Source organism: Actinoplanes sp. NPDC000266 (assembly GCF_042899005.1).
Classification (GTDB): Bacteria; Actinomycetota; Actinomycetes; order Mycobacteriales; family Micromonosporaceae; genus Actinoplanes.
Window position 1 is genome coordinate 409,184 of record NZ_JBIAZI010000010.1, and the last position, 26,148, is coordinate 435,331.

At 71.2% G+C, this 26,148-nt stretch carries 20 protein-coding genes and 1 riboswitch; of the genes, 13 read left to right on the plus strand and 7 right to left on the minus strand.

The features are described 5' to 3' along the window. Positions 1–40 precede the first annotated feature (40 nt). The 6 genes from ACFY36_RS37355 (at position 41) to ACFY36_RS37380 (ending at position 6,015) form a co-directional block, all read left to right on the plus strand. Complete coding sequence (locus tag ACFY36_RS37355) at positions 41–442, plus strand: SSI family serine proteinase inhibitor (RefSeq protein ID WP_499750600.1); 402 nt, start codon at positions 41–43, stop codon at positions 440–442. 49 nt (positions 443–491) lie between these two features. Further along, entirely contained in the window at positions 492–1,238 is a 747-nt protein-coding gene (locus ACFY36_RS37360) for a methyltransferase domain-containing protein (RefSeq protein ID WP_499750601.1), read from the plus strand. A gap of 223 nt (positions 1,239–1,461) precedes the next feature. After that, positions 1,462–2,637 (plus strand): alkaline phosphatase family protein, encoded by a 1,176-nt coding sequence (locus tag ACFY36_RS37365; RefSeq protein WP_499750633.1) that lies wholly within the window; start codon positions 1,462–1,464, stop codon positions 2,635–2,637. A 140-nt stretch (positions 2,638–2,777) separates the two neighbouring features. Next, positions 2,778–4,220 (plus strand): RNA-guided endonuclease InsQ/TnpB family protein, encoded by a 1,443-nt coding sequence (locus tag ACFY36_RS37370; RefSeq protein WP_499750602.1) that lies wholly within the window; start codon positions 2,778–2,780, stop codon positions 4,218–4,220. Between the two features lie 10 nt (positions 4,221–4,230). Beyond that, positions 4,231–5,526 (plus strand): DNA polymerase IV, encoded by a 1,296-nt coding sequence (gene dinB, locus ACFY36_RS37375; RefSeq protein WP_499750603.1) that lies wholly within the window; start codon positions 4,231–4,233, stop codon positions 5,524–5,526. Between the two features lie 102 nt (positions 5,527–5,628). After that, positions 5,629–6,015 (plus strand): DUF3040 domain-containing protein, encoded by a 387-nt coding sequence (locus tag ACFY36_RS37380; protein ID WP_498658098.1) that lies wholly within the window; start codon positions 5,629–5,631, stop codon positions 6,013–6,015. Between the two features lie 512 nt (positions 6,016–6,527). Here the strand turns inward: ACFY36_RS37380 and ACFY36_RS37385 are convergent. Further along, positions 6,528–6,728: a hypothetical protein gene (locus tag ACFY36_RS37385; protein WP_499750604.1), complete on the minus strand. Its 201-nt coding sequence runs from the start codon at positions 6,726–6,728 to the stop codon at positions 6,528–6,530. Positions 6,729–6,851: 123 nt separating this feature from the next. On the opposite strand from ACFY36_RS37385, the gene ACFY36_RS37390 reads away from it, so the two are divergent. Next, a complete protein-coding gene (locus tag ACFY36_RS37390) occupies positions 6,852–7,040 on the plus strand; it encodes a hypothetical protein (protein ID WP_499750605.1) in 189 nt (62 codons plus the stop codon). A gap of 24 nt (positions 7,041–7,064) precedes the next feature. Then, entirely contained in the window at positions 7,065–7,730 is a 666-nt protein-coding gene (locus ACFY36_RS37395; RefSeq protein WP_499750606.1) for an HAD family hydrolase, read from the plus strand. A gap of 44 nt (positions 7,731–7,774) precedes the next feature. Here ACFY36_RS37395 and ACFY36_RS37400 read toward each other — a convergent pair whose 3' ends face one another. The 3 genes from ACFY36_RS37400 to ACFY36_RS37410 are packed head-to-tail and all read right to left on the minus strand — an operon-like array spanning position 7,775 to position 12,569. After that, positions 7,775–10,222 (minus strand): transglutaminase TgpA family protein, encoded by a 2,448-nt coding sequence (locus ACFY36_RS37400; protein WP_499750607.1) that lies wholly within the window; start codon positions 10,220–10,222, stop codon positions 7,775–7,777. Beyond that, positions 10,219–11,517 (minus strand): DUF58 domain-containing protein, encoded by a 1,299-nt coding sequence (locus ACFY36_RS37405; RefSeq protein ID WP_499750608.1) that lies wholly within the window; start codon positions 11,515–11,517, stop codon positions 10,219–10,221. The genes ACFY36_RS37400 and ACFY36_RS37405 overlap by 4 nt, the downstream gene beginning before the upstream one ends. Before the next feature lie 2 nt (positions 11,518–11,519). Then, entirely contained in the window at positions 11,520–12,569 is a 1,050-nt protein-coding gene (locus ACFY36_RS37410; protein ID WP_499750609.1) for an AAA family ATPase, read from the minus strand. A 251-nt stretch (positions 12,570–12,820) separates the two neighbouring features. Between ACFY36_RS37410 and ACFY36_RS37415 the strand changes: the two genes are divergently transcribed. From ACFY36_RS37415 to leuS, 4 genes are all read left to right on the plus strand, one after another. Continuing rightward, the gene (locus tag ACFY36_RS37415; RefSeq protein WP_499750610.1) at positions 12,821–15,679 is read left to right on the plus strand and encodes a M36 family metallopeptidase; all 2,859 of its coding nucleotides are present in this window, start codon (positions 12,821–12,823) and stop codon (positions 15,677–15,679) included. Between the two features lie 106 nt (positions 15,680–15,785). Further along, positions 15,786–16,289 (plus strand): sigma-70 family RNA polymerase sigma factor, encoded by a 504-nt coding sequence (locus tag ACFY36_RS37420; RefSeq protein WP_499750611.1) that lies wholly within the window; start codon positions 15,786–15,788, stop codon positions 16,287–16,289. Beyond that, entirely contained in the window at positions 16,289–17,503 is a 1,215-nt protein-coding gene (locus ACFY36_RS37425) for a WD40 repeat domain-containing protein (protein WP_499750612.1), read from the plus strand. The genes ACFY36_RS37420 and ACFY36_RS37425 overlap by 1 nt, the downstream gene beginning before the upstream one ends. 191 nt (positions 17,504–17,694) lie before the next feature. Next, positions 17,695–20,502: a leucine--tRNA ligase gene (gene leuS / locus ACFY36_RS37430; protein WP_499750613.1), complete on the plus strand. Its 2,808-nt coding sequence runs from the start codon at positions 17,695–17,697 to the stop codon at positions 20,500–20,502. Between the two features lie 1,364 nt (positions 20,503–21,866). On the opposite strand, the gene ACFY36_RS37435 is transcribed toward leuS, so the two are convergent. Genes ACFY36_RS37435 through ACFY36_RS37445 form a run of 3 tightly spaced genes read right to left on the minus strand, consistent with a single transcriptional unit; the run spans position 21,867 to position 24,567 of the window. Next, a complete protein-coding gene (locus tag ACFY36_RS37435) occupies positions 21,867–22,604 on the minus strand; it encodes a TVP38/TMEM64 family protein (RefSeq protein WP_499750614.1) in 738 nt (245 codons plus the stop codon). A 42-nt stretch (positions 22,605–22,646) separates the two neighbouring features. Next, complete coding sequence (locus tag ACFY36_RS37440; RefSeq protein WP_499750615.1) at positions 22,647–23,357, minus strand: type 1 glutamine amidotransferase; 711 nt, start codon at positions 23,355–23,357, stop codon at positions 22,647–22,649. Next, positions 23,347–24,567 (minus strand): MurT ligase domain-containing protein, encoded by a 1,221-nt coding sequence (locus tag ACFY36_RS37445; RefSeq protein ID WP_499750634.1) that lies wholly within the window; start codon positions 24,565–24,567, stop codon positions 23,347–23,349. Before ACFY36_RS37445 ends, ACFY36_RS37440 begins: the two co-directional genes overlap by 11 nt. A gap of 465 nt (positions 24,568–25,032) precedes the next feature. Beyond that, a riboswitch (cyclic di-AMP (ydaO/yuaA leader) is annotated at positions 25,033–25,163 on the plus strand. 6 nt (positions 25,164–25,169) lie between these two features. On the opposite strand from ACFY36_RS37445, the gene ACFY36_RS37450 reads away from it, so the two are divergent. Continuing rightward, entirely contained in the window at positions 25,170–25,994 is an 825-nt protein-coding gene (locus ACFY36_RS37450; RefSeq protein ID WP_499750616.1) for a C40 family peptidase, read from the plus strand. Positions 25,995–26,148 lie beyond the last annotated feature (154 nt).

A 26,148-nucleotide genomic window follows, 5' to 3' on the forward strand; every position in this document is an offset into this window, starting at 1 on the left:
GTTACTCTTGAGGATGATTTGTCGGTTTTAGGGGGCTTTTGTGTTCACGACTCTGCTTACTTCCGTCGCTGCTCTGGCCGCTCTCCTTCCCGGGCCGGTGGCCGACCCCAAGCCCTACGGTTCGCCGCCGCGCCCTCAGGAGCCGAAGGTGGCGCTCAAGCTGCAGTACACGTCGGAGTCCGGTTTCGCGATGGCCGTCACGCTGGACTGCGAGCCCGCCGGTGGCGGCCACCCGAAGCCCGAGGCGGCCTGCGAGACGCTGAGCGCGGTCGGCGCCGATCCCGGCCGGATCGAACCGAAGACCACCGCCTGCGTGATGATCTACGCCCCGGTGACGGCCGAGGTCACCGGCGTGTGGCGCCGCATGCCGGTGAAGTGGACGCACAAGTTCGGCAACACCTGCGAGATGCGCCGCGCCACGGGCGTCCTGTTCGAGTTCTGACCGGGCCTCCACGAGCGCGGCACCGGCGAACGGCCGTTACGCTGCGCGTGTGGAAATCGCATCGACGCGTACCGCCCGACCGCTCGTGACCACCCGGACCGCCGCCGTCTGGGCGGTGCTGCGGCGGGAGCTGGAGCGGAACGCCGGCCGCGAGCTGACCGTGATCGACGTCGGCGGCGGCACGGGCGGTTTCGCCGTGCCGCTGGCCGAGGCCGGCCACACCGTCACCGTCGTCGACGCCAGCCCCGACGCGCTGGCCGCCCTGACCCGCCGGGCCGCCGACGCCGGCGTGGCCGACCGGGTCCGGGCCGTGCAGGGCGACGGCGACGCGCTCGCCGGCCTGGTCGAGCCGGCCAGCGCCGACCTGGTCCTCTGCCACGCGGTCCTCGAGGTCGTCGACGACCCGGCCTCGGTGGTCGAGGCGATCGCGGCCGCGCTGCGCCCGGGCGGTGCGGTGAGCCTGCTGGTGGCGAGCAAGGCCGCGGCCATCCTGGGCCGCGCGATAAACGGTCACCTCGGCTCGGCCGCGGCCGTGGCCGCCGATCCCGAGGGCCGGGCCGGCGCGCGCGACACCCTGCGCCGTCGCTTCGACGCCGAGAGCGCCACGGCTCTCCTGCGCTCGGCGGGTCTCGAGCCGGAGGAGACCCATGGCGTACGGGTTCTGGCCGACCTCCTGCCGGCCGCGGTGGTCGAGGAGGACCCGCAGGCCCTGCTGGCGCTGGAGCTCGAGCTGGCCGCACGGCCGCCGTTCCGCGACATCGCCTCCCAGCTGCACGTCTTCGCCCGCCACTCCTGACTGTCGCCGCCCCCGATCGCCGCCGCCCTTGGCCGCCGCCACTTCTGGCCCTCGCCGTCCCGAGCGTCGTCGCCCCTGAGTCCGGGAGCTGCTGATGTCTGAGATCAACGCCGAGTCCTCGGCCCGGCCCGCGCCCACGTCTTCTCCTTCTCGGCGCTCGGCGGCGTCGCTGTCCGAGGAGGAGGCGCTGACCGGGCGGATCCCGCCCGACACTCAGCCCTCGATGAGCGGGCCGCTCGTGGTGCCGGACGATCGGTTGCCGGACGCTGCTTTCGTGGCGGTTCGTCCGGCGTACGGCAAGGGAAGCCTTTCCGATGTTCTTCCCAGCGCGAGCGCGGTGCTCGGGGTTCCGGGCGCGGCCGACACGCTGGGCCTGCGGGAGCAGCTGGACGGGGTGGACCGGATCGCGGTGCTGCTCGTGGACGGGCTCGGCGCGCATCAGCTGCCGGTCGCCGAGCCGTACACGCCGATCTTGAACGAACTGGCCACCGGCGCACGCACCTTGACCACCGGGTTTCCCTCGACGACACCGGTCAGCCTGGTCACGGTGGGCACGGGAGTGCCGCCGGGCGCGCACGGGGTGCTCGGCTTCACCACGAGGCGCCCGGACGGGCGGGTGCTCAACCACGTCCACTGGAACGACGACCCGGACCCGGCGGGCTGGCAGCCGGTGCCGACCCGCTTCGAGACGGCGGCGGCCGCGGGGGTGAAGGTCACCCAGGTGGTACGCCCGGAGTTCGAGGGCAGCGGCCTGACGGTGGCGGCCTATCGGGGCGCGTCCTTCCGGAGCGCCTCGGAGGGGGCCGAGCTGGCCGAACGGATGCTGGAGGCGCTGGCGGCCGGTCCGGCCCTGGTGTACGGCTATCACGCCGATCTGGACAAGACCGGTCACTTGTACGGGGTCGACTCGCGCTACTGGCGGATGGCCGCTCAGGGAGTGGACGACCTGCTGGACCGCCTGGTACACGGCCTGCCGCCCCGCTCGGCGCTGCTGGTGATCGCCGACCACGGCCAGCTGAACGTGCCGGTCGCGTCCCGCTACGACATGGCCGGCAATCCGGGCCTGTCGGACGGGGTGACGACGGTGGCGGGGGAGCCGCGGGTCCGCTACCTGCACACGGAGCCGGGAGCGACGCCCGACCTGATAGCGGCCTGGCAGGAGGTCATGGGCGACGACGCGTGGGTCGCGACCCGCGAGGAGATCATCGACGACGGCTGGTTCGGCCCGGTGCCGTCCGGCCACCGCTCCCGCATCGGCGACGTGGTGATCGTCTGCCGCAACCGGGCGGTAGCCCTGGCCAGCGGCTGGGAGCCGCCACCGGTGGGCCGGTTGATCGCCTACCACGGCTCAGTGACCGCGGCCGAGATGACAGTGCCGCTGTTGATCGCCCGAGCCTGACCCCGCGCCGACTCTTTGTCCTCGCCCAACCCCCTTGCGCTAAATGTACGTTTTATTCCTCGATGTTTTTGTCAGGGGGTGCCGCTAGTGCGGTGTCCATGAACGTTGACCGGGTTCGACGTCCGTGGCATCCTTGCTCCATGCCTAGACGTCGCAGCGCTAGTGCTGGTCCGGTGGTACACCGCACCGCCTGGGTCGGCCTGCGCCTGACCCGCGCCCAGCGGCAGCGTTGTTTCGGTTTGCTGCGCTCCGCCGGGGACGTGTGGGCGTGTGTGCTGGAGGTCAACGGCTGGCGGCGCCGGCGTGGGGACGCCCCGGCGGCGGGCTATCAGGAGCTGTGCCGCCTGCTGGCCCAGTCCGGGCCCGGCACGTTCAGTGAACTCGACAGCACAGGTGCCCGGTCGGTGTTACGGCGTTACTCCGATGCCTGGTTCTCCGCCGCCGCCCGCCGCAAAGCCGGCGCCCTCGAGGTGCGGTTCCCGCGCCGCCGGCGCTCGTTGATGCCGATCCGCTGGTACCACGGCACCTTCGGCCTTGACGGACACCGCCTGCGGCTACCGGTCGCCCGGGGCTGCCGGGCGTTGCTGCTGCGGCTGGATCGGCTGGTGCCGTATCCGGCCGAGACCCTGCGGTCGGTGACCCTGCTGTTCGCTGACGGCCGACTGTGCCTCGACGTCACCGCCGAACTCCCGATCGCCACGTATCCGGCCGGCAAGCAACCTGACCCGGGCCGCGTCGCGGGGGTGGATTGCGGGATCATTCACCCGTTCGCGGTCGCCACCCGCGACGGTGCGGCGCTGCTGGTCTCCGGCCGCGCGATTCGGGCCGAGCACCGCCTGCATCTGGCCGACACCAAAGCCCGCCGCCGCGCCACCGCCACCCGGGCACCCAGCAAACGGCAACGCGGATCGCGGCGCTGGCGCAAGACCCGCCGCCGGGCCCGGCTGATCGAAGGCCGGCACCGCCGCCGCGTGCGGCAGGCCTTGCACGAGGCCGCCACAACAGTGGTCGGCTGGGCGGTCGAGCACCGGATCGGCACGCTGACCGTCGGGGACCCGCGTGGTGTGCTCGATCTGCCGGCCGGGCGGCGGCACAACCTGCGGCTCCGGCATTGGCAGATCGGCCGCACCCTTAGGATCCTGCAAGACAAAGCCGCCCTGGCCGGAATCCAAGTCCATCTGGTCGACGAACGCGGCACCTCCTCAACCTGCCCACACTGCGGCAAGAAGATCACCAAACCACGCGGCAGGACCATGACCTGCCGGCATTGTCAGTTCGCCGGGCATCGCGACCTCGCCGCGGCGTTCACCATCGCCGCCCGAACCCCGGGCAGCGCTCTCACCACCTGCACCCCTGTCATGGGTCAGATGGTCACGCACCGTCGAGCCGGACGGCACCTTCCCGGTGCCGGACCAGCACGGCGTGACCCCCGCCGCCACCCACGGGCGGCGGCCGGCGGGTCAGTTGGCCGGCGGAGGCCCGCCCCACCCACACCGGTGGGGAGTCGCTCGTCCACACTCATGGGCGAGGATCCACAACACCACCGGAACCCACCCGGCAAACGTTCGTGGACACCGCACTAGCCTTCCTGACGTGGGACGAAGCCAGGCTGTGCCGAGGGAGCGTGACCCGCGTTTCGGGCCCGGCGCCGACGACGCGGGGTGCACGATCCTGCATGTCGACATGGACGCCTTCTTCGCGTCCGTCGCCGTGCGGTCCGACCCCTCGCTGCGGGGCAAGCCGGTGGTCGTCGGCGGCGTCGGGCCGCGTGGTGTGGTCAGCTCGGCCAGTTATGAGGCGCGGAGATTCGGCGTACGCAGCGCCATGCCCACCGCCCGGGCCCGGCTCCTCTGTCCTCGGGCGATCTTCCTGCCGGTCGACGGTCCCGCCATCGGTGAGGCCTCCCGGGCCGTCATGGCGATCTTCCGGGACGTGACGCCGCTGGTCGAGCCGCTCTCCTCCGACGAAGCCTTCCTCGACGTGGCCGGCGCCCAGCGGCTCCTGGGGCGGCCGGTCGAGATCGCCCAGCTGATCCGCCGCCGCATGCTCGAGGAGCAGCGGCTGACCTGCTCGGTCGGTGTCGCCTCGACCAAGTTCGTGGCCAAGCTCGGTTCCACCCGGGCCAAGCCCGACGGCGTGGTCGTCGTCCCGCACGGGCTCGTGCTCGACTTCCTCCATCCGCTGCCGGTCGACGCGCTCTGGGGCGTGGGGGAGCGGGCGGCCGAGACGCTGCGCCGGCTCGGGCTCACCACGGTCGGCGAGATCGCCCACGCTCCGGTGAACATGCTCCGGGGCGCGCTCGGTGACGCCGCGGCCACCCATCTGCACGAGCTGGCGTGGGGGCGCGACCCGCGGCGGGTGACGCCCGAGCGTGAGGAGAAATCGATCGGCGCCGAGATGACGTTCGATACCGACGTCGCCGATCCGCTCCTGATCCGGCGCAGCCTGCTCGCCCTCTCCGAGAAGGTCGGGGCCCGGCTGCGCGCGAGCGGGTACGTCGGCCGCACGATCGCGATCAAGGTCCGGCTGGCCGACTTCCGGACGGTCAACCGATCTCGTACGGTGCCCACGAGCACCGATGTGGCACGTGAGATTTTCGAGACGGTTTGGAATTTGTTCACGGCGCTGGGCGCGCGCGACCACATTCGTCTGGTCGGCGTCCGGGTCGAGGGCCTCACCGACGCGGCGACCACGTCACGGCAGCTCAGCCTGGGTGAGCCGGAGCGCGGCTGGCGCGAGGCGGAGGCCGCCACCGACGCGGTGATCGCCCGGTTCGGCCGGGCGAGCGTCGGTCCGGCCAGTCTTTTGGGACAAAGCGATCTACGCCGAACCGAAAATCACCCGCACTCGACGGTCGTCCCGCTTTCCGACCCGCCAACCCCCTCGTAGACTTGCTCGGTAAGGCAGCCGACGGCTGTCCCGAGCCACTTACCTTAGTGACACCCCGGTCCCAACCCGAGGGACCGGTTACCGCGCCCGGGGAGGAATGCCGTGCCGCTCTCGGAGCACGAGCAGCGGCTGTTCGATCAGATCGAGCGGTCGCTTGCCGAGGACCCCAAATTCGCCTCGGCTGTGCGGGCCAGCGACCCGCGTTTCCACGCACGGCGCCGGCTCCTCATCGCCGCGTTCGTGATCATCCTTGGCCTCGCCCTGGTCGTCTACGGGACGGTCAGCAGCAACACGCCGCTCGGCGTGGCCGGCTTCGTCGTCATGCTCGGCTCGGCCGCCCTGGCGATGCAGTCCCGTCGCAAGGGTTCGGCCCCCGACCTCCACGCGGTGGGCGGCACAGCCACGCGCCGCACCCGCCAGACCCGCAAGTCAGGCTTCCTCGACCGCCTGGAGGACCGCTGGCGCCAGCGGCCCGAGGGTCACCGCTGACGACCACAACCACATAGCGAGCCTGCCGGCCCAGCCGGCCGGCACCAAAGGCCAGCTGCCCCGCCTCGGCGTCCAGCAGGCCCCGAGCCGATGCCGACAGCACCGGCCAGAGCAGGATGGCGGCCTCAGGCCGCCATCTGCCGTTTCCCCACGCCTGGCCCCCCGGCCCCACCGCCCGTACGCCCGGCTGCCTCGCACCCGCCCGGCGGGCCGACGCCGAGCCACACGCCCGGATGCGGGCCGACGCCAACCCGCCCGCCCGGCTGTCTCGCGCCTGGCCTCCGGGCCTGCCGCCGCCCGCACGCCGCCTCTCTCGCGCCCAGCAGTCGAACCCGGCGCCGGGCCGGCCGCTGCTTGCGTGATGGGTTGTCTCGCGCCCAGCCGTTGAATCTGTGTCCGGGAAACCGCCGCCCGCATGCTTGGCTATCTGCGCCCCGCCGTTGGGCCTGCGCCCAGGAACCTCCCCACCCGCATGCTCGGCTGTCCTTGCGCCCGTAGCCGCCAGCGCCGCGTCAAGCCGTCCGCCGCCCCGCACGGTCGCCGTCGTCGCCGCTGCCGCTGCCGTCGCTGCCGTCGCCGTCGTCGCCGCCGGGGTTCGCGCCGGGCGCCAGTCGCCCCTGGCCCCTGCCCGCGCCTGTCTGCGGTTGGAGGCCGGCGGTGTCGAGTGGGCTGGTGCCGGCCAGAAGTTCTCGCAGTTCCGATCGGGCGGCCATCCTGTGGTCGTCGGTGGGCATGGGCTCGTATGTCGACGCCTGAGGGACGTGACCTCGCCCGAACAGCGGAACCGCCTTCTGGGCGCGGGCGGCTACCGTTTAGTTGATCTAGGTGAGGGTGCGATGGGTGACTATCTGGGCTGGCTGGCGTGGCTGGTGATCATCGGCGCCTTCTACCCGGTGAATCAGCTGCTTGTTCGTCGTAAATGTCTGGATCATCGGCCGTACTTTGTTCCCAGCCTGTGGGGTCCGCTGGGAACCCTGATCATCGTCCTGGCTCGGCCGGTGGGGTGGCGCAGGTTCCCGTCGTAGCCCGTGGCGTGTCAAGATCCGGGCGTGCTGGAAGCCGTGCTTTTTGATCTGGATGACACGTTGGTCGATCAGGAGACGGCGTTTCGTGCCGCCGCTGTCGAGTGGGCCTCAGGGTTCGGTGACGACCGGGCCGATGTTCCCGCTCGGTGGGCTCTGGTGTCGGAACGGCACTACGAGCGGTATCAGCGGCGGGAGATCGCTTTCGAGGAGCAGCGGCGGGAGCGTGTCCGGGACTTTCTCGGGGTGGCTCTCAGCGACGCCGAGGCGGATGGGCTCTTCGCGGGCTATCTGGAGCGGTACGAGGCCGGGTGGGCCCTTTTCGACGATGCTGTTCCGGCGCTTCGGCGGGCCCGCGCGGCGGGGCTGACGGTTGCCGTGTTCACCAACGGGGAGGACGCGCAGCAGCGCCGCAAGCTTGAGCGGCTCGGGCTGGTGCCTGAGGTTGATCTTCTGGTGTCCTCGTCGACTCTGCCGGCCGGGAAGCCTGATCCTCGTGCTTTCCGGCATGCCGTTGAGCGGGTGGGCGTCGACGCCTCCCGGGCGCTGATGGTGGGGGACTCGCTCCACAAGGATGTGCTCGGCGCTCGGGCGGCCGGTCTGGCCGCGGTCCTCCTCGATCGGGCGGACGTCCACGCCGGCGTCGACGGGCCCCGGATCATGTCGCTGGACGATCTGAGCTACGCGGCCTGAAAAGAGGATGCCGCCGCCCGGGGTGGGCGGCGGCATCTTCGGCGTCAGCGGCTCCTGTTGGCCAGCAGGCGGCGCGGGCTGAAGCGGGACAGGACGTCGCGGGCGCGGCTCCCGGCCCCGACCAGCTTGGCCGAGGTGTCGGCCAGGCCCAGGCGCCAGCGCATCAGGACCGACGGGGGCAGCAGGGCCGCGGTCAGGCGGGTGCGCCTGGTGGCCGAGCGGGACAGGCCCCGCCGTACGTGGTTGAGCGCCGCGGTCAGCTCGCCGCCCTGCAGGGGCTTGCGGGCGTACCGTGCCCTCTCCTCGGCCGTGCCCAGCAACGTGGCCGAGGTGGCCGACTCGTCGATCAGGACGGCGTCCTTGATGAGGCGCTGGGCCGTGACGCGCGGGGTCTCCGACGGGTCCAGCGGGACCCGGTAGTCGACCATCGTGTCCAGCAGTTCGTCCCAGGCCGCGTGGGCGTCCTCTCTGGCCTTTGTGGTCTCCGCCGTCACCACCACGTCGGGGCGGCCCGCCTGGGCCTCCGACAGCGCCGTCACCTTGGGGACCGTCGCCGCGTAGCGGTGGCGGCGGACCAGGACGCGGCGCAGGGCCGGCACCAGCAGCAGGGCCAGCACCAGGGCGATCAGCGCGACGATGAGCAGCGTGCCGCCCAGGTTGCTCGACTCCGTGGTGGTGGTCGAGCCGGCCACGCCCGGGTCGTTCAGGTCGGGACGGTCGGGGCGGTCGATGGTGCCGGGCGCGCCCGAGGCCTCGGCGCCGGGGTCGGCCGTGGTCGCCGCGGACGGGGCCGTCGACGGCGGGAGCTCGGTGTCGGGCGCCCAGTCGGAGCGGGCCGCTCCGCGGACTCCGGCCGACGGGGTCGCGTCGAACGGGATCCAGCCGAAGCCCTGCAGGTAGACCTCGGTCCAGGCGTGGGCGTTCTTGTTCGTGATGACGTACGTGTTGCCCTCGCGGCTGTCGCCCCGGGTGAAACCGAACGCCACCCGGGCCGGGATGCCGGCCTGGCGGGACATCCAGGCCAGCGCCGCCGCGTACTGCTGGCAGTAGCCGACCTTGTTCTGCAGGAACGCCGCGATCTCCGTGCTGTTGTTCGCCGCCTGCGTCGACAGGCTGTACGTGAAGCCGTTCTTCGACGAGAAGTAGTCGTACAGCGCCCGGACCTTGTCGTAGTCGTTGGTCTTGCCGGCGGTGAGCCGGGTGACCAGCGCCGCCACCGTCGCGTCCTCGGGGTGGGCCGTGTTCAGCCGCACGATCGGGTCGTCCGGGGCCAGCGGCTCGGCCTGGCGCAGGTCGACCGGCTGATAGCGGGCCCGCACGTAGTCGAACTTGTACTCCAGCTCCTTTGTGGAGTTGCGGTTGGAGTACACCACCTGCTGGTTGTTGTCGTAGAACCAGCCGCGCTGCAGGCCGTCGACCGACACCGTGTTCTGGTAGACCGGCAGCATGCCCTGGTTGAGCTTGTTGCTGACCTTCACGTCGGCCGTGTACTCCTGGTAGTTGCCGCCCGCCGTGGCCGTACGCGGGTCGGGCATGCCCGCCGCGACCGCCTGGCCGCTGGGGGAGCGGCTGCCGAAGCCCAGGTTGGTGAGCTGGTCGGCCACGCCGAAGCGCAGGTAGAACGGCGTCGTCTCGTTGGTGGTGAGCCGGACCAGCTCGACCGTCTCGCTCTGGGTGAGGTTGCCGCTCAGCGAGGCGAACAGGTTGATCCGCCCGCCGTTGCCGCCGCCGCCCACGCCGTTGCCGGCGCCGGCGCCGGTCTGGGTGAGCTGGGAGAGCAGGCCGCCGGTGATGGTCGGCACGGCCAGCGGCAGCAGCACCGCGGCGGCCACACCGATCACGCCGAGGCGGCGGCCGGCCGCGGCCAGCGGGGACGGCTCCCACACGTCGACGTCGCGGCCGTCGCCGGTGAAGCGGCGCCCGAACCGGCGTACCCGGTCGATGTTGTCCGAGACCAGCAACCAGAGGAAACCGATCGCGCCGATGATGAACGGCAGCACCGGGACGCTGTCGATGTAGACCGCGACCGGCACCGAGTAGATCGCCAGCATCGGCAGGCCGGCCAGGGCCGGGCGGCGCACCACCACGGTCAGCAGGTCGACCGCGATCGCCACCGACCCGATGCCGAGCACCGTGACGAAGAGCAGGCCGTCACGGTCGGGGACCGGCACGGCGTACGACCGGGTGTCCTGACCGGCCTGGGTGAACAGATCGGCGAAGTGGCCGAAGGTGGACGGGGTCGGCACCAGGAACTCGTGACCGCTGGGGAACATCCAGGTCAGCATGAGCAGCAGTACGACGATCATGCTGAGCGCCTGTGCCCACGTGGGGAACCGCAGCGACCGCGCGGCGAACGCCGCGCCGGCGATGAAGCCCACCACGAGCAGGCACATCATCAGCCATTTCCAGGTGTCGAAGATCGACGAGATCGGCGCGGCGGCGAGCAATGTCGCCGCGGCCGCGACGAGCCCCAGTCGGCGGGGGCCGGTCATCGGATGACTCCTCCCACTGTCTCGGCCATCGCGGCCCGCCAGGCGAAGCCGCTGGAGCCGCGGGCGGCGGCCGGCCAGAGCTGCGGCAGCGTCGACCCGTGGACGACCGGCACCGAACGCCAGCCGTTCTGCACCAGGGCCAGCGCCGCCGCCGCGTGCTCGCTGTCGGACTCCTGCCGCTCGCCCGGGGTCAGGTTGACCCAGGTCGAGCTGTCGATGGCGAAGCCGATGCAGGTCGCGCCGTTGCCGCGCAGGCCGGCCAGCAGCTCGGCCTCGGGCACGGTGAGCGAGCCGAAGATGCCGATCACCAGCCCGCCGTCGGAGCGGCGGCGGACCTGCTCGACCAGGATCGAGATGTCGCCGTTCTGCGCGGTCTTGACGTCGGCCAGGGTGTCGAGGATCACGCCCTCGCCGGCCACCTCGGACGCGTCGATGTCGATGCCGGTGCCGGTCACCAGGCGCAGCTTGTATCCCTGCTGGCGCAGGTGCATGGCGATGCTGGCGGCGGCCGACACGGCCCACTCGAAGCTGGCCGTCGGTCCCTCGCCCCGGTGGGCGAAGACCCGGGTGTCGAGCACGACCGTGGCCCGGCTCTCCCAGGGCTGTTCCTCGCGGCGGACCATCAATTCGCCCGTACGGGCCGTGGAGCGCCAGTGCACACGGCGCAGGTCGTCGCCGCGGCGGTACTCACGGGTGGCCGCGTCGTCCTCGCCGTGCACGGCGACCGAGCGGGCGCGGCTGTCGCCCGTGCCCGCGTACTCCCCGGCCAGCCGGACCGTCGGAAGTGTGACCACCTGGGGGATCACGACGAGCTTGTCGACGCTCGGGAACGAGCGGGTCAGCTCGCACAGACCGAACGGATCGGTGAGCCGGATGACCAGGGGTCCGATGGGGTAGCGGCCGCGCACGTCGGCGCGGACCGTATAGGCCACCGAGCTGGCCTGGTGGGCGCCGAGGCGCTCCAGCACCACGCGCGGCCGGCTGCCCAGGGCGTACGGCAGCCTGTCCTCCAGCAGAAGCGTGCCGGTGGGCAGGCGGGACATGTTCTGCAGGCGCAGGATCACCCGGGCGCTGGAGCCGACCGGGGTGCGGCCGGGGTCGAGCGACCGGGTGCAGGCCAGCTTGTAGCGGCTGCGGCCCACGTACGCGGCGGCGAGCAGCGGCAGCGCCGCGAGCAGCACGGCCACCCGCAGCAGGTCGCGCTCGCCGAGGATGATCGCGGAGATGCCCGCCGCGGCGGCCGCCGCGAGGAACGAGCGGCCGCGCGTCGTGAGCCCGCGGAGGGCCTCCCGCATGGTCAGCGCCCCCGCGGCTCGTACTGGGTGCCCGCGCCGCCGGTGTTACGGGTGTCGTACGGCGAACGGTTGCGGTCGTGCGGCAGCGGCAGCCGGTGCACGATCTCGGCCACGATGGCGTCGGTGGTGCGGCGGTTGAGCTGCGCGTCCGCGGTCGGGATGAGCCGGTGCGCGAGGACCGGCACGGCCAGCGCCTGCAGGTCGTCGGGGAGCACGTAGTCGCGGCCCTCGAGGCAGGCGAACGCCTTGGCCGTGCGCAGCAGCTGCAGCGTGGACCGCGGGGAGGCGCCGAGGCGGATCTCCGGGGCCTCACGGGTCGCGGTGACCAGGGCGATCGCGTACTGCTGAACGGCGTCGGCCGCGTGCACGTCGCGCACGGTGGCGATCAGCCGGCGGACCAGGGCGGCGTCGGCGACGGCGCGCAGGTCGCTCAGCGGGTCGTGGGCGCCGTGGCCGCCCAGCATGGCCAGCTCGGCCCGCGGATCGGGATATCCCATCGCGATGCGGGCGGTGAACCGGTCACGCTGCGCCTCGGGAAGGGGGTAGGTGCCCTCCATCTCGATCGGGTTCTGCGTGGCGATCACCATGAACGGCGACTGGAGCTCGTACGTCGTGCCGTCGACCGTGACCTGCCGCTCCTCCATGCACTCGAGGAGAGCGGACTGGGTCTTGGGCGAGGCGCGGTTGATCTCGTCGCCGACCACCAGGTTGGCGAAGACGGCGCCCGGCTTGAACTCGAAGTCGCGCGTCTCCTGGTTGTAGACGCTGACGCCGGTCACATCGCTGGGCAGCAGGTCGGGGGTGAACTGGATGCGGCGAACCGAACAGTCGATGGAGCGGGCGAGCGCCTTGGCAAGCTTGGTCTTGCCGACGCCCGGCACGTCCTCGATCAACAGGTGGCCCTCGGCCAGCAGAACCGCCAGTGCGAGCCGCACCGTCGCGCTCTTGCCCTCGATGACCTGCTCGATGTTGGCCATGATGGCTGTCGTCGCGGCGCGGAAGTCCTCGCTCGGCAGTGGTCCGCCGGGCTCGTCCCAGGTCGGGGTTGTCACGGGCCTCCTCCATGGTGATATGCGCAGCCCGCCTGATGGTGCCGGGGCCCGCTCACACAGGTTAGCCCGATCACAGCAACTCGCCGAGGACGGCCACTGGCGTAATTCGACAACCGTCAACCGGACATGCATATCGGATAGGTAAAGAATCAGACATCGCTCTAGTTATATTTGCCGATCGGCAAGAGCATCAGCCATCGATGGGCCAGTATCTGGCCCGGTCGAGAGGGGCTGAATTGAGAGCGTTATCCGTGCCGTCCGCAACCAAGCGGGTGGGAGCGGCCGCCGCCGGAGTCGCCCTGCTGGCAGCACTGCTGCCGGCACAGGCACAAGCAGCGCCGCTACCCGGCGCCGTCTCCGGGGCCACCGACAGCAAGCAGCAGCGGCGAGCCGACTACGACAGCCGCGCCAACCTGGCCGCCGCGGCGGCCGCCGCGCCCAGCGCCGCCCTGAGCCGCGCGCTCGTCGCGACGCCGTCCGCCACGACGGTGAACACCCTGCGCAACTCCCTGGGCGTCCAGGGCATCGTCGACATCGACCGCGCGACCGGCACCCCGCGCCGGGTCGCCAAGCTCGACGGTTTCCTGACCGGCCCGAGCAAGAAGAAGCCGGCGAAGATCGCGCTGGACTACATCGCCGCCCACACCGACGTCTTCGGCCTCACCGCCGCCGACCTGGCCACGCTCGTACTGCGCCAGGACTACGTCGACATCGAGGGCACTCACCACCTGAGCTGGATCCAGGTCGCCGACGGGGTGCCGGTGTTCGGCAACGGCCTCAAGGCGCACGTGACCAAGGACGGCCGCCTGGTGCAGGTCGACGGCTCGCCGCTCAAGGCGCTGCCGCCGTCCGCCGGCGCCGCCAAGCTGACCCCGGCCGGCGCCCGCGCCGCCGCCGTCAAGGACGTCTTCGGCACGTCCACCGCCAAGGCCACCAAGTCGGCCGCGGGCGTCACCACCTTCAGCGACAACGGCAACGCCAAGCTGGTGTGGTTCCAGACCGCCAGTGGGGTACGTCTCGCGTACCAGACGATCGTCGTCGACGAGGGCTACGTGCACGTCGTCGACGCCGCCAGCGGCGAGGTTCTCTACCGCCACAGCACGATCGCCAACGACACCGCGGGCGAGGTGTGGAAGAACTACCCGGGCGCCCCCAAGGGCGGCACGCCCGAGAAGGTCGACCTGACCGCCAAGGGCTGGCTGCCGAACAACGCGCGGCAGCTCTCCGGCAACGTGGCCCACGTCTGGTCCGACGTGAACGACAACGACCTGGCCGACCCGAGCGAGGAGGTCGGCCCGTCCGGCATCAAGCGCTGGGACTACCCGTTCGTCGACTTCAACGACGAGGTGGGCGGCCTCTGCTCGGACGCGTACCCGTGCTCGTGGGACCCGGAGACGGCGAACTCGTGGCAGGTCAACCGCAAGCAGAACGCGGTGCAGCTGTTCACCTTCCTCGGCACCTTCCACGACCACCTCAAGTCGTCGCCGATCGGCTTCACCCGGGCCGCCGGCAACTTCGAGGCGCAGGACGGCGACGCGGTGCAGGGCCAGGCCATGGACGGCGCGAACACCGCGAACGGCCTGCCCGACGCCAACCACACCGACAACGCCAACATGAACACCCCGCCGGACGGCATCCCGCCGGTCATGCAGATGTACCTGCTGACCCCGGGGCCGGGCTCGGTCGCCGCCAACACCGGTGACGAGGCCGACGTGGTCTACCACGAGTACACCCACGGCCTGTCGAACCGCCTCGTGGTCGACGCGGCCGGCAACTCGACGCTCAGCCAGGTCCAGGGCGGCTCGATGGGCGAGGCCTGGAGCGACTGGTACGCCTCGGACTACATCTTCAGCAAGGGCCTGGAGAAGGACGTCCCGAACAAGCCGGGCGACGTGCTCATCGGCAAGTACTGGACGGCCGGCGGCACGATCCGCACCGAGGCGCTCGACTGCACCGTCGGCGCGTCCGCCACGGTCTGCCCCGGCACCGCCGGCGCCGGCCCCGGCGGCTACACCTACGGCGACTTCGGCAAGATCTACGCCGGTGGTCCCGAGGTGCACGCGGACGGCGAGATCTGGGCGCAGACCCTGTGGGACCTGCGCACCGCGATCGGCAGCAAGGCCTCGCAGTCGATCGTGACGCGGGCCATGGAGCTCAGCCCGTCGAACCCGTCCTTCCTGGACATGCGCAACTCGATCCTCGCCGCCGACCTGGTCGTCAACAAGGGCAAGAACGCCAAGACGATCTGGAAGGTCTTCGCCAAGCGGGGCATGGGCTACTTCGCCGCCGCCATCGACGGCGACGACGCGCAGCCGGTCGAGGACTTCTCGACGCCGCCGTCGGCCAACACCCCGCGGGGCACGCTGACCGGCAAGGTGACCGACTCGGACACCAGCGCCGCAGTGGGCGGCCTGACCGTCGCCTTCGGCGGGCACGCCTCCGGCTTCGCCGGTGACTACCGGGCCACCACGGCCGCGGACGGCACCTACAAGATCACCGGCATCATCCCGGGCACGTACGCCAAGGTGTTCGCGCGCGGCGCCGGCTACGACATCGTCGTGAAGACGCTGTCGATCAACTCGGGCACGAAGACCGAGAACTGGTCGGTCCGCAAGGACTGGGCGGCCTCCTCGGGCGGCGGCTCGATCGTCAGCGCCACCGGACCGGACTACACGCCGTACGGCTGTGGCCCGGCCCAGCTGATCGACCAGTCGCAGATCTCCGGCTGGGGCTCGGACGTCGCTGAGGGTGGCCAGAACGCGGTCATCCGCCTCTCCGGCGCCGTCGACATCTCCGAACTGGTGATCAACCCGTCGGCCACCTGCGGCGACGACATCACCGCCTCGACCGGTGGCTACCGCGTCGAGACCTCCACCGACGGCACGACCTGGGCGGTCGCCGCGAGCGGCACCTTCCCGGGCGGCACCGTCACGCCCACCACGGTCGCGCTGACCGCGGGCACGGGCAACGACGTCGAGTACATCCGGTACACGATGCTGACCACGCAGGGCCAGGACGCCGGCCTCTGCCCGGCCGGCCAGCCGCCCGCGTACAGCGGCTGCGTGTTCCAGGACTCGACCGAGCTGGCGGTCTACGGACCCGCCGCGTAAGGCACCTCTGACACCGGTCGTCGCCATCCGGCGGCGACCGGTGTTTTTTTGTGCCCGGCGTCAAGGACAACCTGGGCCAGCACCTGGGCGTATTGGTGGTATGAGGGTGGAGACGAGAGCGGAAGCCGGTGCCACGTTCACCGACTTCTTCCACGACAGCGGGACCCAGTTGGTCCGTCTCGCCTACCTGCTCCTGGGCGAGCGGGGCGACGCCGAGGACGTGGCGCAGGACGTTTTGGAGCAGTTGTACCGCCGATGGGCGGATGTGCGGCCGGACACCGCCATGTCCTACGCCCGGGCCGCGGTGGTGAACCGGTCGCGCAGCCTCCTCCGCCGTCGTGCCGTGGCCCGCAGGTTCGCGCCACGTCTGGCCCGGCCCGAGGAGGCCGGCTTCGTTCCCGTCGAGGACGGGTGGCTCTGGGATCTGGTTCAGGCCCTGCCTCGCCGGCAGCGTGAGGTGGTGGTGCTGCGGTACTGGTGTGATCTCGGCGAGGCGGAGATCGCGAGGGCGCTGAACATCAGCGCCGGAACAGTCAAGTCCAGCGCGCACCGCGCCCACGCCCGGCTCGCGGCCGCGCTGGCGGAGCAGACGCCGAAGGGGGAGCGGTGATGGACGAGCTCGATCAGCGCCTGACGACCATGCTGACCCAGGTGAGTGAGCGGATCGACCCGGCCGGCACCCGCCTGCGGAACCCGGCCGGCGAGCCACGGCGCGCGCAGGCCCGGCTCCGGTTCGCGGCCTGGCCGGTGGCGATGACGGCCGCCGTCGCGGTCGCGGCCGTGGTGGTGGGCCTGACCGTGGGGATCCGGTCGAACGACGGTGGCGGGCAGGCGGTCGCTCCGGTCGCGACCACACGAGGCCAGGCGGACGGCTCGCATCCCCTGTGGACTCTCGGCGTCTCGGACAAGTACGCCCAGACGTTCGACCAGCTGGCCCCCGGCGGCCCGATCACCGCGCCGGTGCCGCGCACTGTGGATCCCGAGCTGGTGCCGGAGGTCGTGAAGCAGCCGACGCTGGTGACCGAGGCCGGCCCGGTCCGGTTCGCCGGATCGTCGGCGGTGCACCTGCTCGCACGCCGCGACAACGGCGTCTTCGTGGCGGTGACCGGCGCCAAGGGTGGCGACGGGCTGTTCGACGTCGATTTCGTGCTGGTCGGCGCCGGCAACTCCCGCCGCACGATCCTGCACGCCGCCGAGGCGAGCAGCGTCGCGGTCTCCCCGAACGGAACGATGCTCGCCTTCACCACCGGCGGCGGCCGGGCGGTCAAGCTGGCCGACGTATCGTCCGGCCGGGTCGTCCACCAGCTCGCGGGTCGCCTCACGCAGATGGCGTGGGCGTCCGACACCGCCCTTCTCCTCGTCGGCGAGGCCGGCACCGTGGCGTGGCGTGCTCCCTGGACCGGCGGCGGCGAACGGATCCCGGTTCGTGTGAGCTCGGCGATGAGCGTCGCCGGGGGGATCGTGACTCTGGACGACACCACCGGTTGCCTGCTCAAGCTGGACGGCGACGCGAGGGTGACCATGGCCAACTGCAACGGCTGGAAGTCGGCCGGGCCGGTCTCCCCGGACGGCCGGCTCGTCTCGCTCGATTGGGCCAACGGGAGCACGACGCAGCACGGCGTTCTCGACCTCGGCCGGAACCAGGTCCGGTCCTGGCCCGTACCCGGCCTCAACCCCTCCTGGCTGGGGCCCACCGACGTGCTGCTCACCGAGGACACCGTGGAGGACAACCCGCGCACGGCCCGCTGCGATGTGACCGCCGGCGCCTGCGTGCTGGCGGGGGACGAGGGCGTCTTGAGCGGCGCGGACTGGATCGGCCGCTAGCCGTCTGTATACCGGTCGCCGCTCCTGGGCGGCGACCGGTATCATGCAAGGCATGGCTCGGCACTTCCTGCTTCTTAGCCAGCCGTGCGGCCTTCTCTGAGACAGCCTTTCTCCGAGACCGGCCAGCACGGCGACCCCTCCTGCGTGAGGGGTTTTTTTGTGCCCTGCTTCATAAACCACGAAGAAGACGGATGCCGACGATGAGCGAGCCAGAGACCCCGCCGTTCCGATACACCGCCGCCCTGGCCAACGAGATCGAGCCGCGCTGGCAGGCCTACTGGGCCGAGAACGGGACCTTCCACGCGCCGAACCCGGCCGGCGAGCTGGCCGACCCCGGCCACCCGCGGCACGGCGCGCCGAAGCTGCACGTCCAGGACATGTTCCCGTACCCGTCGGGTGCGGGCCTGCACGTCGGTCACCCGCTCGGCTACATCGGCACCGACAGCTACACCCGGTACAAGCGGCAGGCCGGCTTCAACGTGCTGCACCCGATGGGCTTCGACGCGTTCGGCCTGCCCGCCGAGCAGTACGCGGTGCAGACCGGCACCCACCCGGCGGTCACCACCGCGGCCAACATCGAGCGCTATCGCGGCCAGCTGCGCCGCCTGGGCCTGGCCTACGACGACCGGCGGAGCTTCGCCACCACCGACCCCGAGTACTACCGGTGGACGCAGTGGATCTTCCTGCAGGTCTTCAACTCGTGGTTCGACCCCGAGCTGCGCAAGGCCCGCCCGATCTCGGCTCTGATCGCCGAGTTCGAGGCCGGAACGCGACCCACGCCGGGGGCCGAATGGTCCGATATGACGCCGGTCGAGCGCCGCAAGCTGATCGACGACCACCGGCTGGCCTACGTCAGCGAGGCCCCGGTCAACTGGTGCCCCGGGCTGGGCACGGTGCTGGCCAACGAGGAGGTCACGCCGGACGGGCGCAGCGAGCGCGGCAACTTCCCGGTCTTCCAGCGCAGCCTGAAGCAGTGGATGATGCGGATCACCGCCTACGGCGACCGGCTGGTGGAAGACCTGGACACGCTGGACTGGCCCGAGCCGGTCAAGCTGATGCAGCGCAACTGGATCGGCCGTTCGCGGGGCGCGCACGTCGACTTCCCGGTCGGCGACGACACCATCACCGTCTTCACGACCCGTCCCGACACGCTGTTCGGCGCGACTTACATGGTCCTGGCGCCCGAGCACGAGCTGGTCGACAAGATCACACCGGCAAGCTGGCCAAATCCGACAAATCCGAAATGGACCGGAGGTCACGCCACTCCGGCCGCGGCCATCGGCGCATATCGGGCACAGGCGGCGGCGAAAACCGACGAAGAGCGCACCGAATCCAAGGACAAAACGGGCGTCTTCACGGGAGCGTTCGCGACCAACCCGGTGAATGGCGCCAAGGTGCCGGTATTCATCGCCGACTACGTCCTGGCCGGCTACGGAACCGGCGCGATCATGGCGGTGCCCGGACAGGACGAGCGCGACTGGCAGTTCGCCGAGGTCTTCGAGCTGCCCATCATCCGTACGGTGAAAGCTCCTGAAGGTTTTGAAGGCGCCTTCACCGGCGACGGCCCGGCCGTCAACAGCGACTGGCTGGACGGCAAGGGCGTCGTCGAGGCCAAGGCCGAGATGATCGCGTGGCTGGAGCAGCACGGACACGGCCGCGGCGCCACCACCTATCGTCTGCGCGACTGGCTGTTCAGCCGGCAGCGGTACTGGGGCGAGCCGTTCCCGATCGTCTACGACGAGACCGGCCTGCCGGTCGCGCTGCCCGACTCGATGCTGCCGGTGGTGCTGCCCGACGTCGACGACTTCTCGCCGCGCACCTTCGACCCGGACGACGCCGACAGCGAGCCCGAGACCCCGCTGTCCCGCAAGAAGGACTGGGTGAACGTCGAGCTGGACCTGGGCGACGGCCTGAAGACGTACACCCGGGAGACCAACACCATGCCGCAGTGGGCCGGCTCGTGCTGGTACGAGCTGCGCTACCTGGACCCGGAGAACGAGAAGGCGCTGGTCGACCCGGACAACGAGGCGTACTGGATGGGCCCGCGGCGAGATGGCGACTCGGGCGGCGTCGACCTGTACGTGGGCGGCGTCGAGCACGCGGTGCTGCACCTGCTGTACGCCCGCTTCTGGCACAAGGTGCTGTACGACCTGGGCCACGTCTCGTCTTTCGAGCCGTTCCGCAAGCTGTTCAACCAGGGCTACATCCAGGCGTACGCGTTCCAGGACGAGCGCGGGTTCTACGTGCCGGCCGAGGAGGTCGCCGAGCGCGACGGCAAGTGGTTCTACGGCGATCAGGAGGTGAGGCGCAGCTACGGCAAGATGGGCAAGTCGCTGAAGAACGTCGTCACCCCCGACGAGATGTGCGACCAGTACGGCGCCGACACGTTCCGGGTCTACGAGATGGCGATGGGCCCCCTGGATGTCTCCCGGCCGTGGGAGACGAGGGCGGTGGTAGGTTCCCAGCGCTTCCTGCAGCGAGTGTGGCGCCTGGTCGTCGACGAGGAGACCGGCGCCGTCCGCAGCACCGACGCCCCGCTGGACGAGAAGACCCGCAAGCATCTGCACCGCACGATCGCCGGCGTCCGCGACGACATGGACGAGTTGCGCTTCAACACGGCGATCGCGAAGCTGATCGAGCTGACGAACACGCTGACCCCGCTGCCCGTCGCGTCCCGCGAGGCGGTGGAGCCGCTGGTGCTGATGCTGTCCCCGTTCGCCCCGCACATGGCCGAGGAGCTGTGGGCAAAGCTGGGCCACGAGGGCACGCTGGCCTACACCGAGTTCCCGGTGGCCGACCCGGCCCAGCTGGTAGCCGAGTCGATCACCTACCCGGTCCAGGTGAACGGCAAGGTCAAGGCCCGGGTCTCGGTCACCCCGGACACTCCGGAGGCCGACATCCGAGCCGAGGCCCTGGCTTCGGTGGCCGAGTTCCTGAACGGCCGAGACCCGAAGAAGGTCATCGTGGTCAGCGGCCGCCTGGTGAGCGTGGTCGTCTAAGACCAACACCGAGGGGGTACGCGTCCACGGGCACCCCACCGCAAGAGGACAGCCCCGGGAAGCTCAGCGCGACCTCAGCGCAACGAAGGGCCGCAGCGCGCCTCTCGCGCGAAGCCGTGGTCAAGAAGGCCCACCGCCGAAAGCGGTGGGCCTTCGCCGTACCCCCACCCAAAACGCCCCACTCCGAAGCGCCCCACTCCGAAGCGCCCCGCTCCGAAGCGCCCCGCTCCGAAGCGCCCCACTCCGAAGCGCCCCGCTCCGGACCGCCCGGCTCCGGACCGCCCGGCTCCGGACCGCCCGGCTCCGGACCGCCCGGCTCCGGACCGCCCCGCTCCGGACCGCCCCGCTCCGGACCGCCCCGCTCCGGACCGCCCCGCTCCGGACCGCCCCGCTCCGGACCGCCCCGCTCCGGACCGCCCCGCTCTGAAACGCCGCATCCCGAAGCGCTCTGCCCGAAGTATCTGGCTAGAACGCTTCGCCCGAAACACTCCGCCAGAATCACCCACCCGAATGCCGGGCCCAGAGTGCCGCCGCCGGAGAGCCTCAACGGGAGCGCCCTGCCCGAGAGGCTCGGCCGGCGGCCCCCGAAACGCCCGACCCGAGCGTCTGGAGCGGAGCGCCCCCGCCCGGAACGCCCCACCCAGGTCGTCTGCCGAAACGCCCGCACGGTGCGTCTGCCCGAGACGTTCGGTCTGGGGCTTTTCGCCCGAAGTGCCCACCCGAACGCCTGGCCCGAAACGCCTACCCGCGAGCGCAACGATCTGTGCCGGCCTAGCGATGCTGAGCCGCAGCGCGGGGGAGCGCGCGGTCGGCCCGAGAGCGCGGGGTCGGGATGGTGTCAGAAGAGTGGTGGGCGGCGGCTCAGTCGAGGGCTCGGTCGGGCGCGGCTCGACCGGAAGCGCGGGTGCGGCGGTGCGGGAGTGGTGGTGGCGACGGCCCGGGAGCGTGGGGCGGAGCGGGAGCGGTGGTGGCGACGGCCCGGGAGCGTGGGGCGGAGCGGGAGCGGTGGTGGCGACGGGCCGGGAGCGTGGGGCGGTGCGGGAGCGCGGGGGTGCGGCGGTGCGGGAGCGGTGGTGGCGACGGGCCGGGAGCGTGGGGCGGTGCGGGAGCGCGGGGGTGCGGCGGTGCGGGAGCGGTGGTGGCGACGAGTCGGGAGCGTGGGGCGGTGCGGGAGCGCGGGGCGGGTCAGACCGGGAGTGGCCGTCCGGGTGCGGTGTGAGGAAGCGCCGCCGGCCGTGGGTGACGGTTTCAGGGTGACCACGGCTTTTGAGGCCGAGACGCGCTGCGGCCCGGAGAAACGCGAAGGCCGCGCCCGTCGTAGCGGGAGCGGCCCTCTTGTGGTTGGAGCAGTGGAGAATTCGTACCTATGCCGTGGCGATCTTCGGCTCCAAGGCCGCCGCCTTCTTCGAGGAGCGCTTCCACCACAGGACGATGCCGGTGGTCAGCAGGAAGCCGATCGCGGCGGGGGCGAAGGACAGCACGCTCATCTCGCCCGGGCGGGTGACGGCGGCGCCGATCGTCGCGTATGAGATGGCGGACGGGATGGCGGCCAGCGTGGTGCCGAGCAGGTAGCGCTTGCGGCAGACGCTGGTCGTGCCGTAGGCGTAGCCGACCAGGCCGAACGGGGCCAGCGGCAGGAAGCGGACCAGCAGGACCGCCGAGAGGCCGCGCTTGTTGAGCCAACCGTCGAGACGCTGAAGCTTACCGCCGGCCCGGGCCTGGAGGGCGCCCCGGCCGACCCAGCGGCCCGCGTAGTACGTGACCGCGGCGGCGATCACCGCGGCGGCCAGAGCCGTCGCCGCGCCCGTGGCCGCGCCCAGGAGGGCGCCGCACGCGACCGTGATGGCCGTGCGGGGGACGAGAACCGAGAGGAGCAGGCCGCCGACGACGGCGATGATGGCCGCGGCGGCCGGGCCGAGCTTGGCGATGCCGCCGGCGATCTCGTGGATCGGCAGGACGGCGGCGGCGACCGCGATGGCCGCGATGACGACGCCGAGGATGCCGAACCGGACGAGCCGGCGCCGCCAGCCCAAGGACTGAGGAGCAGCAACCTGAGGGTCCGCGAGGGTGGCGCCCCGCGGGGCGATCAGGAGGTCAGTCATGCAGTCGTCCGTCCCAGTGTCTCGTCGTCGTCGTTAACGTCGTCAGGCTCCGGCTGCGGCCAGTCGCTCGGCCCTGAGGCGCTCGGCCCAGGTGTCGTCGACGGGGGCAAGACTATCCGCGCCGATCGCCCAACGCAGTAGCAGATCGGCTATAGCTGGGTTGCGAGCCAAAGCCGGGCCGTGCGAGTAGGTGCCCAGAATCTTCCCTGCCCAGGCTCCCTCGGTTTGGCCGTCATTGCCAATGCCGGCCGTCACCCGGGCCAGCGGGAAGGCGTTCGGGCCCAGGTGGGTGCGGCCGCCGTGATTTTCGAAACCACTCAGCGGGGGCAGCCCCAGCCGGGGGTCGATGTCGCCGCGGAGCTCGCCCACGGCGCGGGTCTCGCCCCGGTCGGAGTGCAGGTCGAGCAGCCCGAGGCCCGGGCATTTAGCACCCTTTGCGAAGAACGAGTGACCGAACAGCTGGTAACCGGCGCAGATGGCCAGGACCGCGGCGCCCTGGTTCACGGCCCGGTGGATGCCGCCGTCGTTGATCAGCCGCTGGGCGGCCAGGGCCTGCGGGCCGTCCTCGCCGCCGCCGATCAGGTAGATGTCGGCCGACGCGGGCATCGGCTGGTCGGAGCGGACCGAGTACGTCTCCACCGGGATGCCGCGCATGGCGGCCCGGCGGGCCAGGATCAGCAGGTTGCCCCGGTCGCCGTACGTCGACAGCAGGTCCGGATAGATCCAGACGATGCGCAAGGCCTCAGTTGACACGGTCAAGCTCCGCTCGGATGTCCTGGAACGCGGTGTAGTTGGCGATCACCTCGAGGCGGCCCGGCGGCACGGTCTGCAGCGCCTCCTCGAAGGTTCTAACGTGCTGGAACGGGATCCCGTTCACCTCGAGGCGCACCGCGAGGTCGTAGGCCCGCTCACCGGTGATCAGCACCGGCCGGCCGTACAGCGGGGCGAAGTCGACGTCGTACAGCCACGAGGTGTCGAAGCCGTCGGGGTCGCGGGCGTTGATGGAGAGCAGTGTCGGCGCCTGCTCGGCCATGTCGAACGCCTCGAGCCAGCTGGCCGGGTTCTTGGCCAGGAGCAGCCGGATGTTGCGGCCGTCCCGGTCGACCTGCGCGTAGCGGCCCGCGATCGAGGTGACCGTGGAGAGCCGGGGGAGGGCCTCGATCGGGCGTACCCCGAACTCGGCCGCCACGGCCAGGGCGGTCGCCGCGTTACCGAGGTTGACCGTGCCCGGCAGCTGGAGCTTGACCAGGTGCCAGTCGCCGCGCGGGTCGATCACGCCCTCGTCCTCGACGCGCCACTGCGGTATCGGCCGCCGCAGCGGGCAACCGGTGCACCACCAGTCGCCGTTCTCCCGCTCGATCGGGTCGCCGCTCTCGGGGCACACCCACGAGTCGTCCTGCCAGCGCTGGCCGGCGCTGAACCAGGTCACCTTCTGCGATCCGTAGGCGGCCCACACGACCATCGGGTCGTCGGCGTTGGCGACCACGTTCACATCCGGGTGGCCGGCGAGGGCGGTGCGCCACAGCTGCGCCATCATCGCCACCTCCTTGGCCCGGTCGAGCTGGTCGCGGGAGAGGTTGAGCAGGGCCACCACCCGCGGCTTGGTCTCGCCGATGACCCGGGGGAGGTAGTGCTCGTCGACCTCCAGCACCGCGAACGGCGTCTGACCGGCCTTGGCCAGCGCCGACGTGTGCCCGGTGGGCATGTTGGCGCCGAAGGAGTTGGTGGCGACCGGGCCGAGGACGCCGAGCGCGGCGGCCGCCAGCCGGGTCGTCGTGGTCTTGCCGTTGGTGCCCGAGACGAGCGCGATCGCGCGTCCGGTCGCCAAGTGGCTCAGCAGCTCAGGATCGATCTTGAGACCGATCCAGCCGCCGATGACCGAGCCGTCGCCGCGTCCCGCGGCCCTGGAGAGCGCCGCCGCGGTCTTCGACACGGAGGTCGCGACCTTGGCACGCAGGGGCATCTTCCCGTCCGTCACGGCGACGAGGGTACCGGAACGGGACGTTACGTCGAGTTGTCGCCGCTGCCGGCTGTTCGGGGGAGCGGATTTCGCCCGGTAGGAAGGGTTTAGACGGCGGAAGAGTGAATATCAGGTGGCCGCCACCCTGCGGGTGACGAGCAATTATGTGTTCTGATTCACCCGTAACCTTCGACAAATCGTATTTGGCTGATCACGAGGCGTGCTGGCAAAAGTTACGGGGCGATCACAAATCGGACACCCTCTCATGTGCCAACTACTCTCGGTTACTGAACCGATTCCGCCGCTTCAGCCGGATCTCAGGTACCAAGGTTGGGCCGACAGCAATCCGCTGGAGGCTTGCGCCGCCCGGTTCACGCCGAGCCCTGCCCCGGGCCAGGCAGCGCGATCATGAGCACCACGTACGACCACAAAGGCATACGGGGGCAGGGACGGGGGACCCAAATAGCGGTCTCCTCCGCGCCACCCGCTCCGGTGGCGGCCAACGGAGAGACCTTGGGGTGAAGCCGCCTCCCAGCGGCCGGGCAAGCCTTCCCGCCCGAACCCGACAGCTAACCTCGCAGGCGTGCCGGAGGGATATCTCTACCGTGCACGAACAACGTTCGAGCCGGGGCCGCCGCGTGTCCGCCGGTGCCGGCAAGATCGCGCTGTCTCTGGGTCTCTGCCTCTGCGCCGGCCAGCTGGTCTCCACGCCGGCCGCGCACGCCGCAACCCCCGCCCCCGTAGTGGCGCAGGTCGCCACCGCGAAGGCCGCGGCGAAGGTCAAGCCCACGGTCCGCACCAGCGTCAGCACCCGGACGCTCGCGTGGGGAGCCAAGGTCAAGGTGACCGCCCGCTACCTCAACCCCACCAACGGCAAGGCCGTCACTTCCGGATACGTACGCCTCCAGGCGCTGCGTAACGGCAAGTGGCAGAACTGGGCCTCCGGCAAGGTGAACAAGAACGGCGCCGTCGCCCTGTACGGCCAGCCCAAGGTCAGCGGCTCGCTCCGCATGGTCTACCTGGGCACCTCGACGTTCGCCCCGCAGGTGGGCGGCCGTCTCTCGGTGAAGGTCGTGGCCAGCGGCGCCAAGGTCCTCGCCGAGGCTCAGAAGCACACCGGCGCGCTGTACCTGTTCGGCGCTTCGGGTCCGAGCCGCTTCGACTGCTCGGGCTTCACGAAGTACGTCTACAAGAAGGCCGCCGGCAAGAACCTGGCCCACAAGGCCAACACGCAGCAGAAGGTCGGCCGCTCGGTCTCGAAGAGCGCCAAGAAGGCCGGCGACCTGATCATCTTCCGCAACGGCTCGTACGGCTACCACGCGGCCATCTACGCCGGCAACGGCTACATGTACGACTCGCCGCACACGGGCGCCCGCGTCTCGAAGCGCAAAATGATCAGCACGAACTACGTGGTCCGCCGCCTCGTCTAACGGCCCACGACAGTAACTCAGAGGGGGGGGGCCCGGGGGGGGGGGGCCCCCCGGGGGGGGGGGTAGGGGGGGGGGGGGGGCCGGTTAGGAGTGTGGGGGTTGGGGGGGGCCCCCCCCCCAGGGGCGGGCCGCGGGGGTGAGGGAGCCCCCAGGC

Excerpts from the sequence above, each read along its gene's own strand:
- ACFY36_RS37365 (WP_499750633.1), top strand. The coding sequence starts at position 1,462 with ATGAGCGGGCCGCTCGTGGTGCCGGACGATCGGTTGCCGGACGCTGCT.
- ACFY36_RS37385 (WP_499750604.1), bottom strand. The coding sequence starts at position 6,728 with ATGGCCGCCCGATCGGAACTGCGAGAACTTCTGGCCGGCACCAGCCCA.
- ACFY36_RS37425 (WP_499750612.1), top strand. The coding sequence starts at position 16,289 with ATGGACGAGCTCGATCAGCGCCTGACGACCATGCTGACCCAGGTGAGT.
- ACFY36_RS37445 (WP_499750634.1), bottom strand. The coding sequence starts at position 24,567 with ATGCCCCTGCGTGCCAAGGTCGCGACCTCCGTGTCGAAGACCGCGGCG.
- ACFY36_RS37370 (WP_499750602.1), top strand. The coding sequence starts at position 2,778 with ATGCCTAGACGTCGCAGCGCTAGTGCTGGTCCGGTGGTACACCGCACC.
- ACFY36_RS37390 (WP_499750605.1), top strand. The coding sequence starts at position 6,852 with ATGGGTGACTATCTGGGCTGGCTGGCGTGGCTGGTGATCATCGGCGCC.
- ACFY36_RS37400 (WP_499750607.1), bottom strand. The coding sequence starts at position 10,222 with ATGACCGGCCCCCGCCGACTGGGGCTCGTCGCGGCCGCGGCGACATTG.
- ACFY36_RS37405 (WP_499750608.1), bottom strand. The coding sequence starts at position 11,517 with ATGCGGGAGGCCCTCCGCGGGCTCACGACGCGCGGCCGCTCGTTCCTC.
- ACFY36_RS37435 (WP_499750614.1), bottom strand. The coding sequence starts at position 22,604 with ATGACTGACCTCCTGATCGCCCCGCGGGGCGCCACCCTCGCGGACCCT.
- leuS (WP_499750613.1), top strand. The coding sequence starts at position 17,695 with ATGCCGACGATGAGCGAGCCAGAGACCCCGCCGTTCCGATACACCGCC.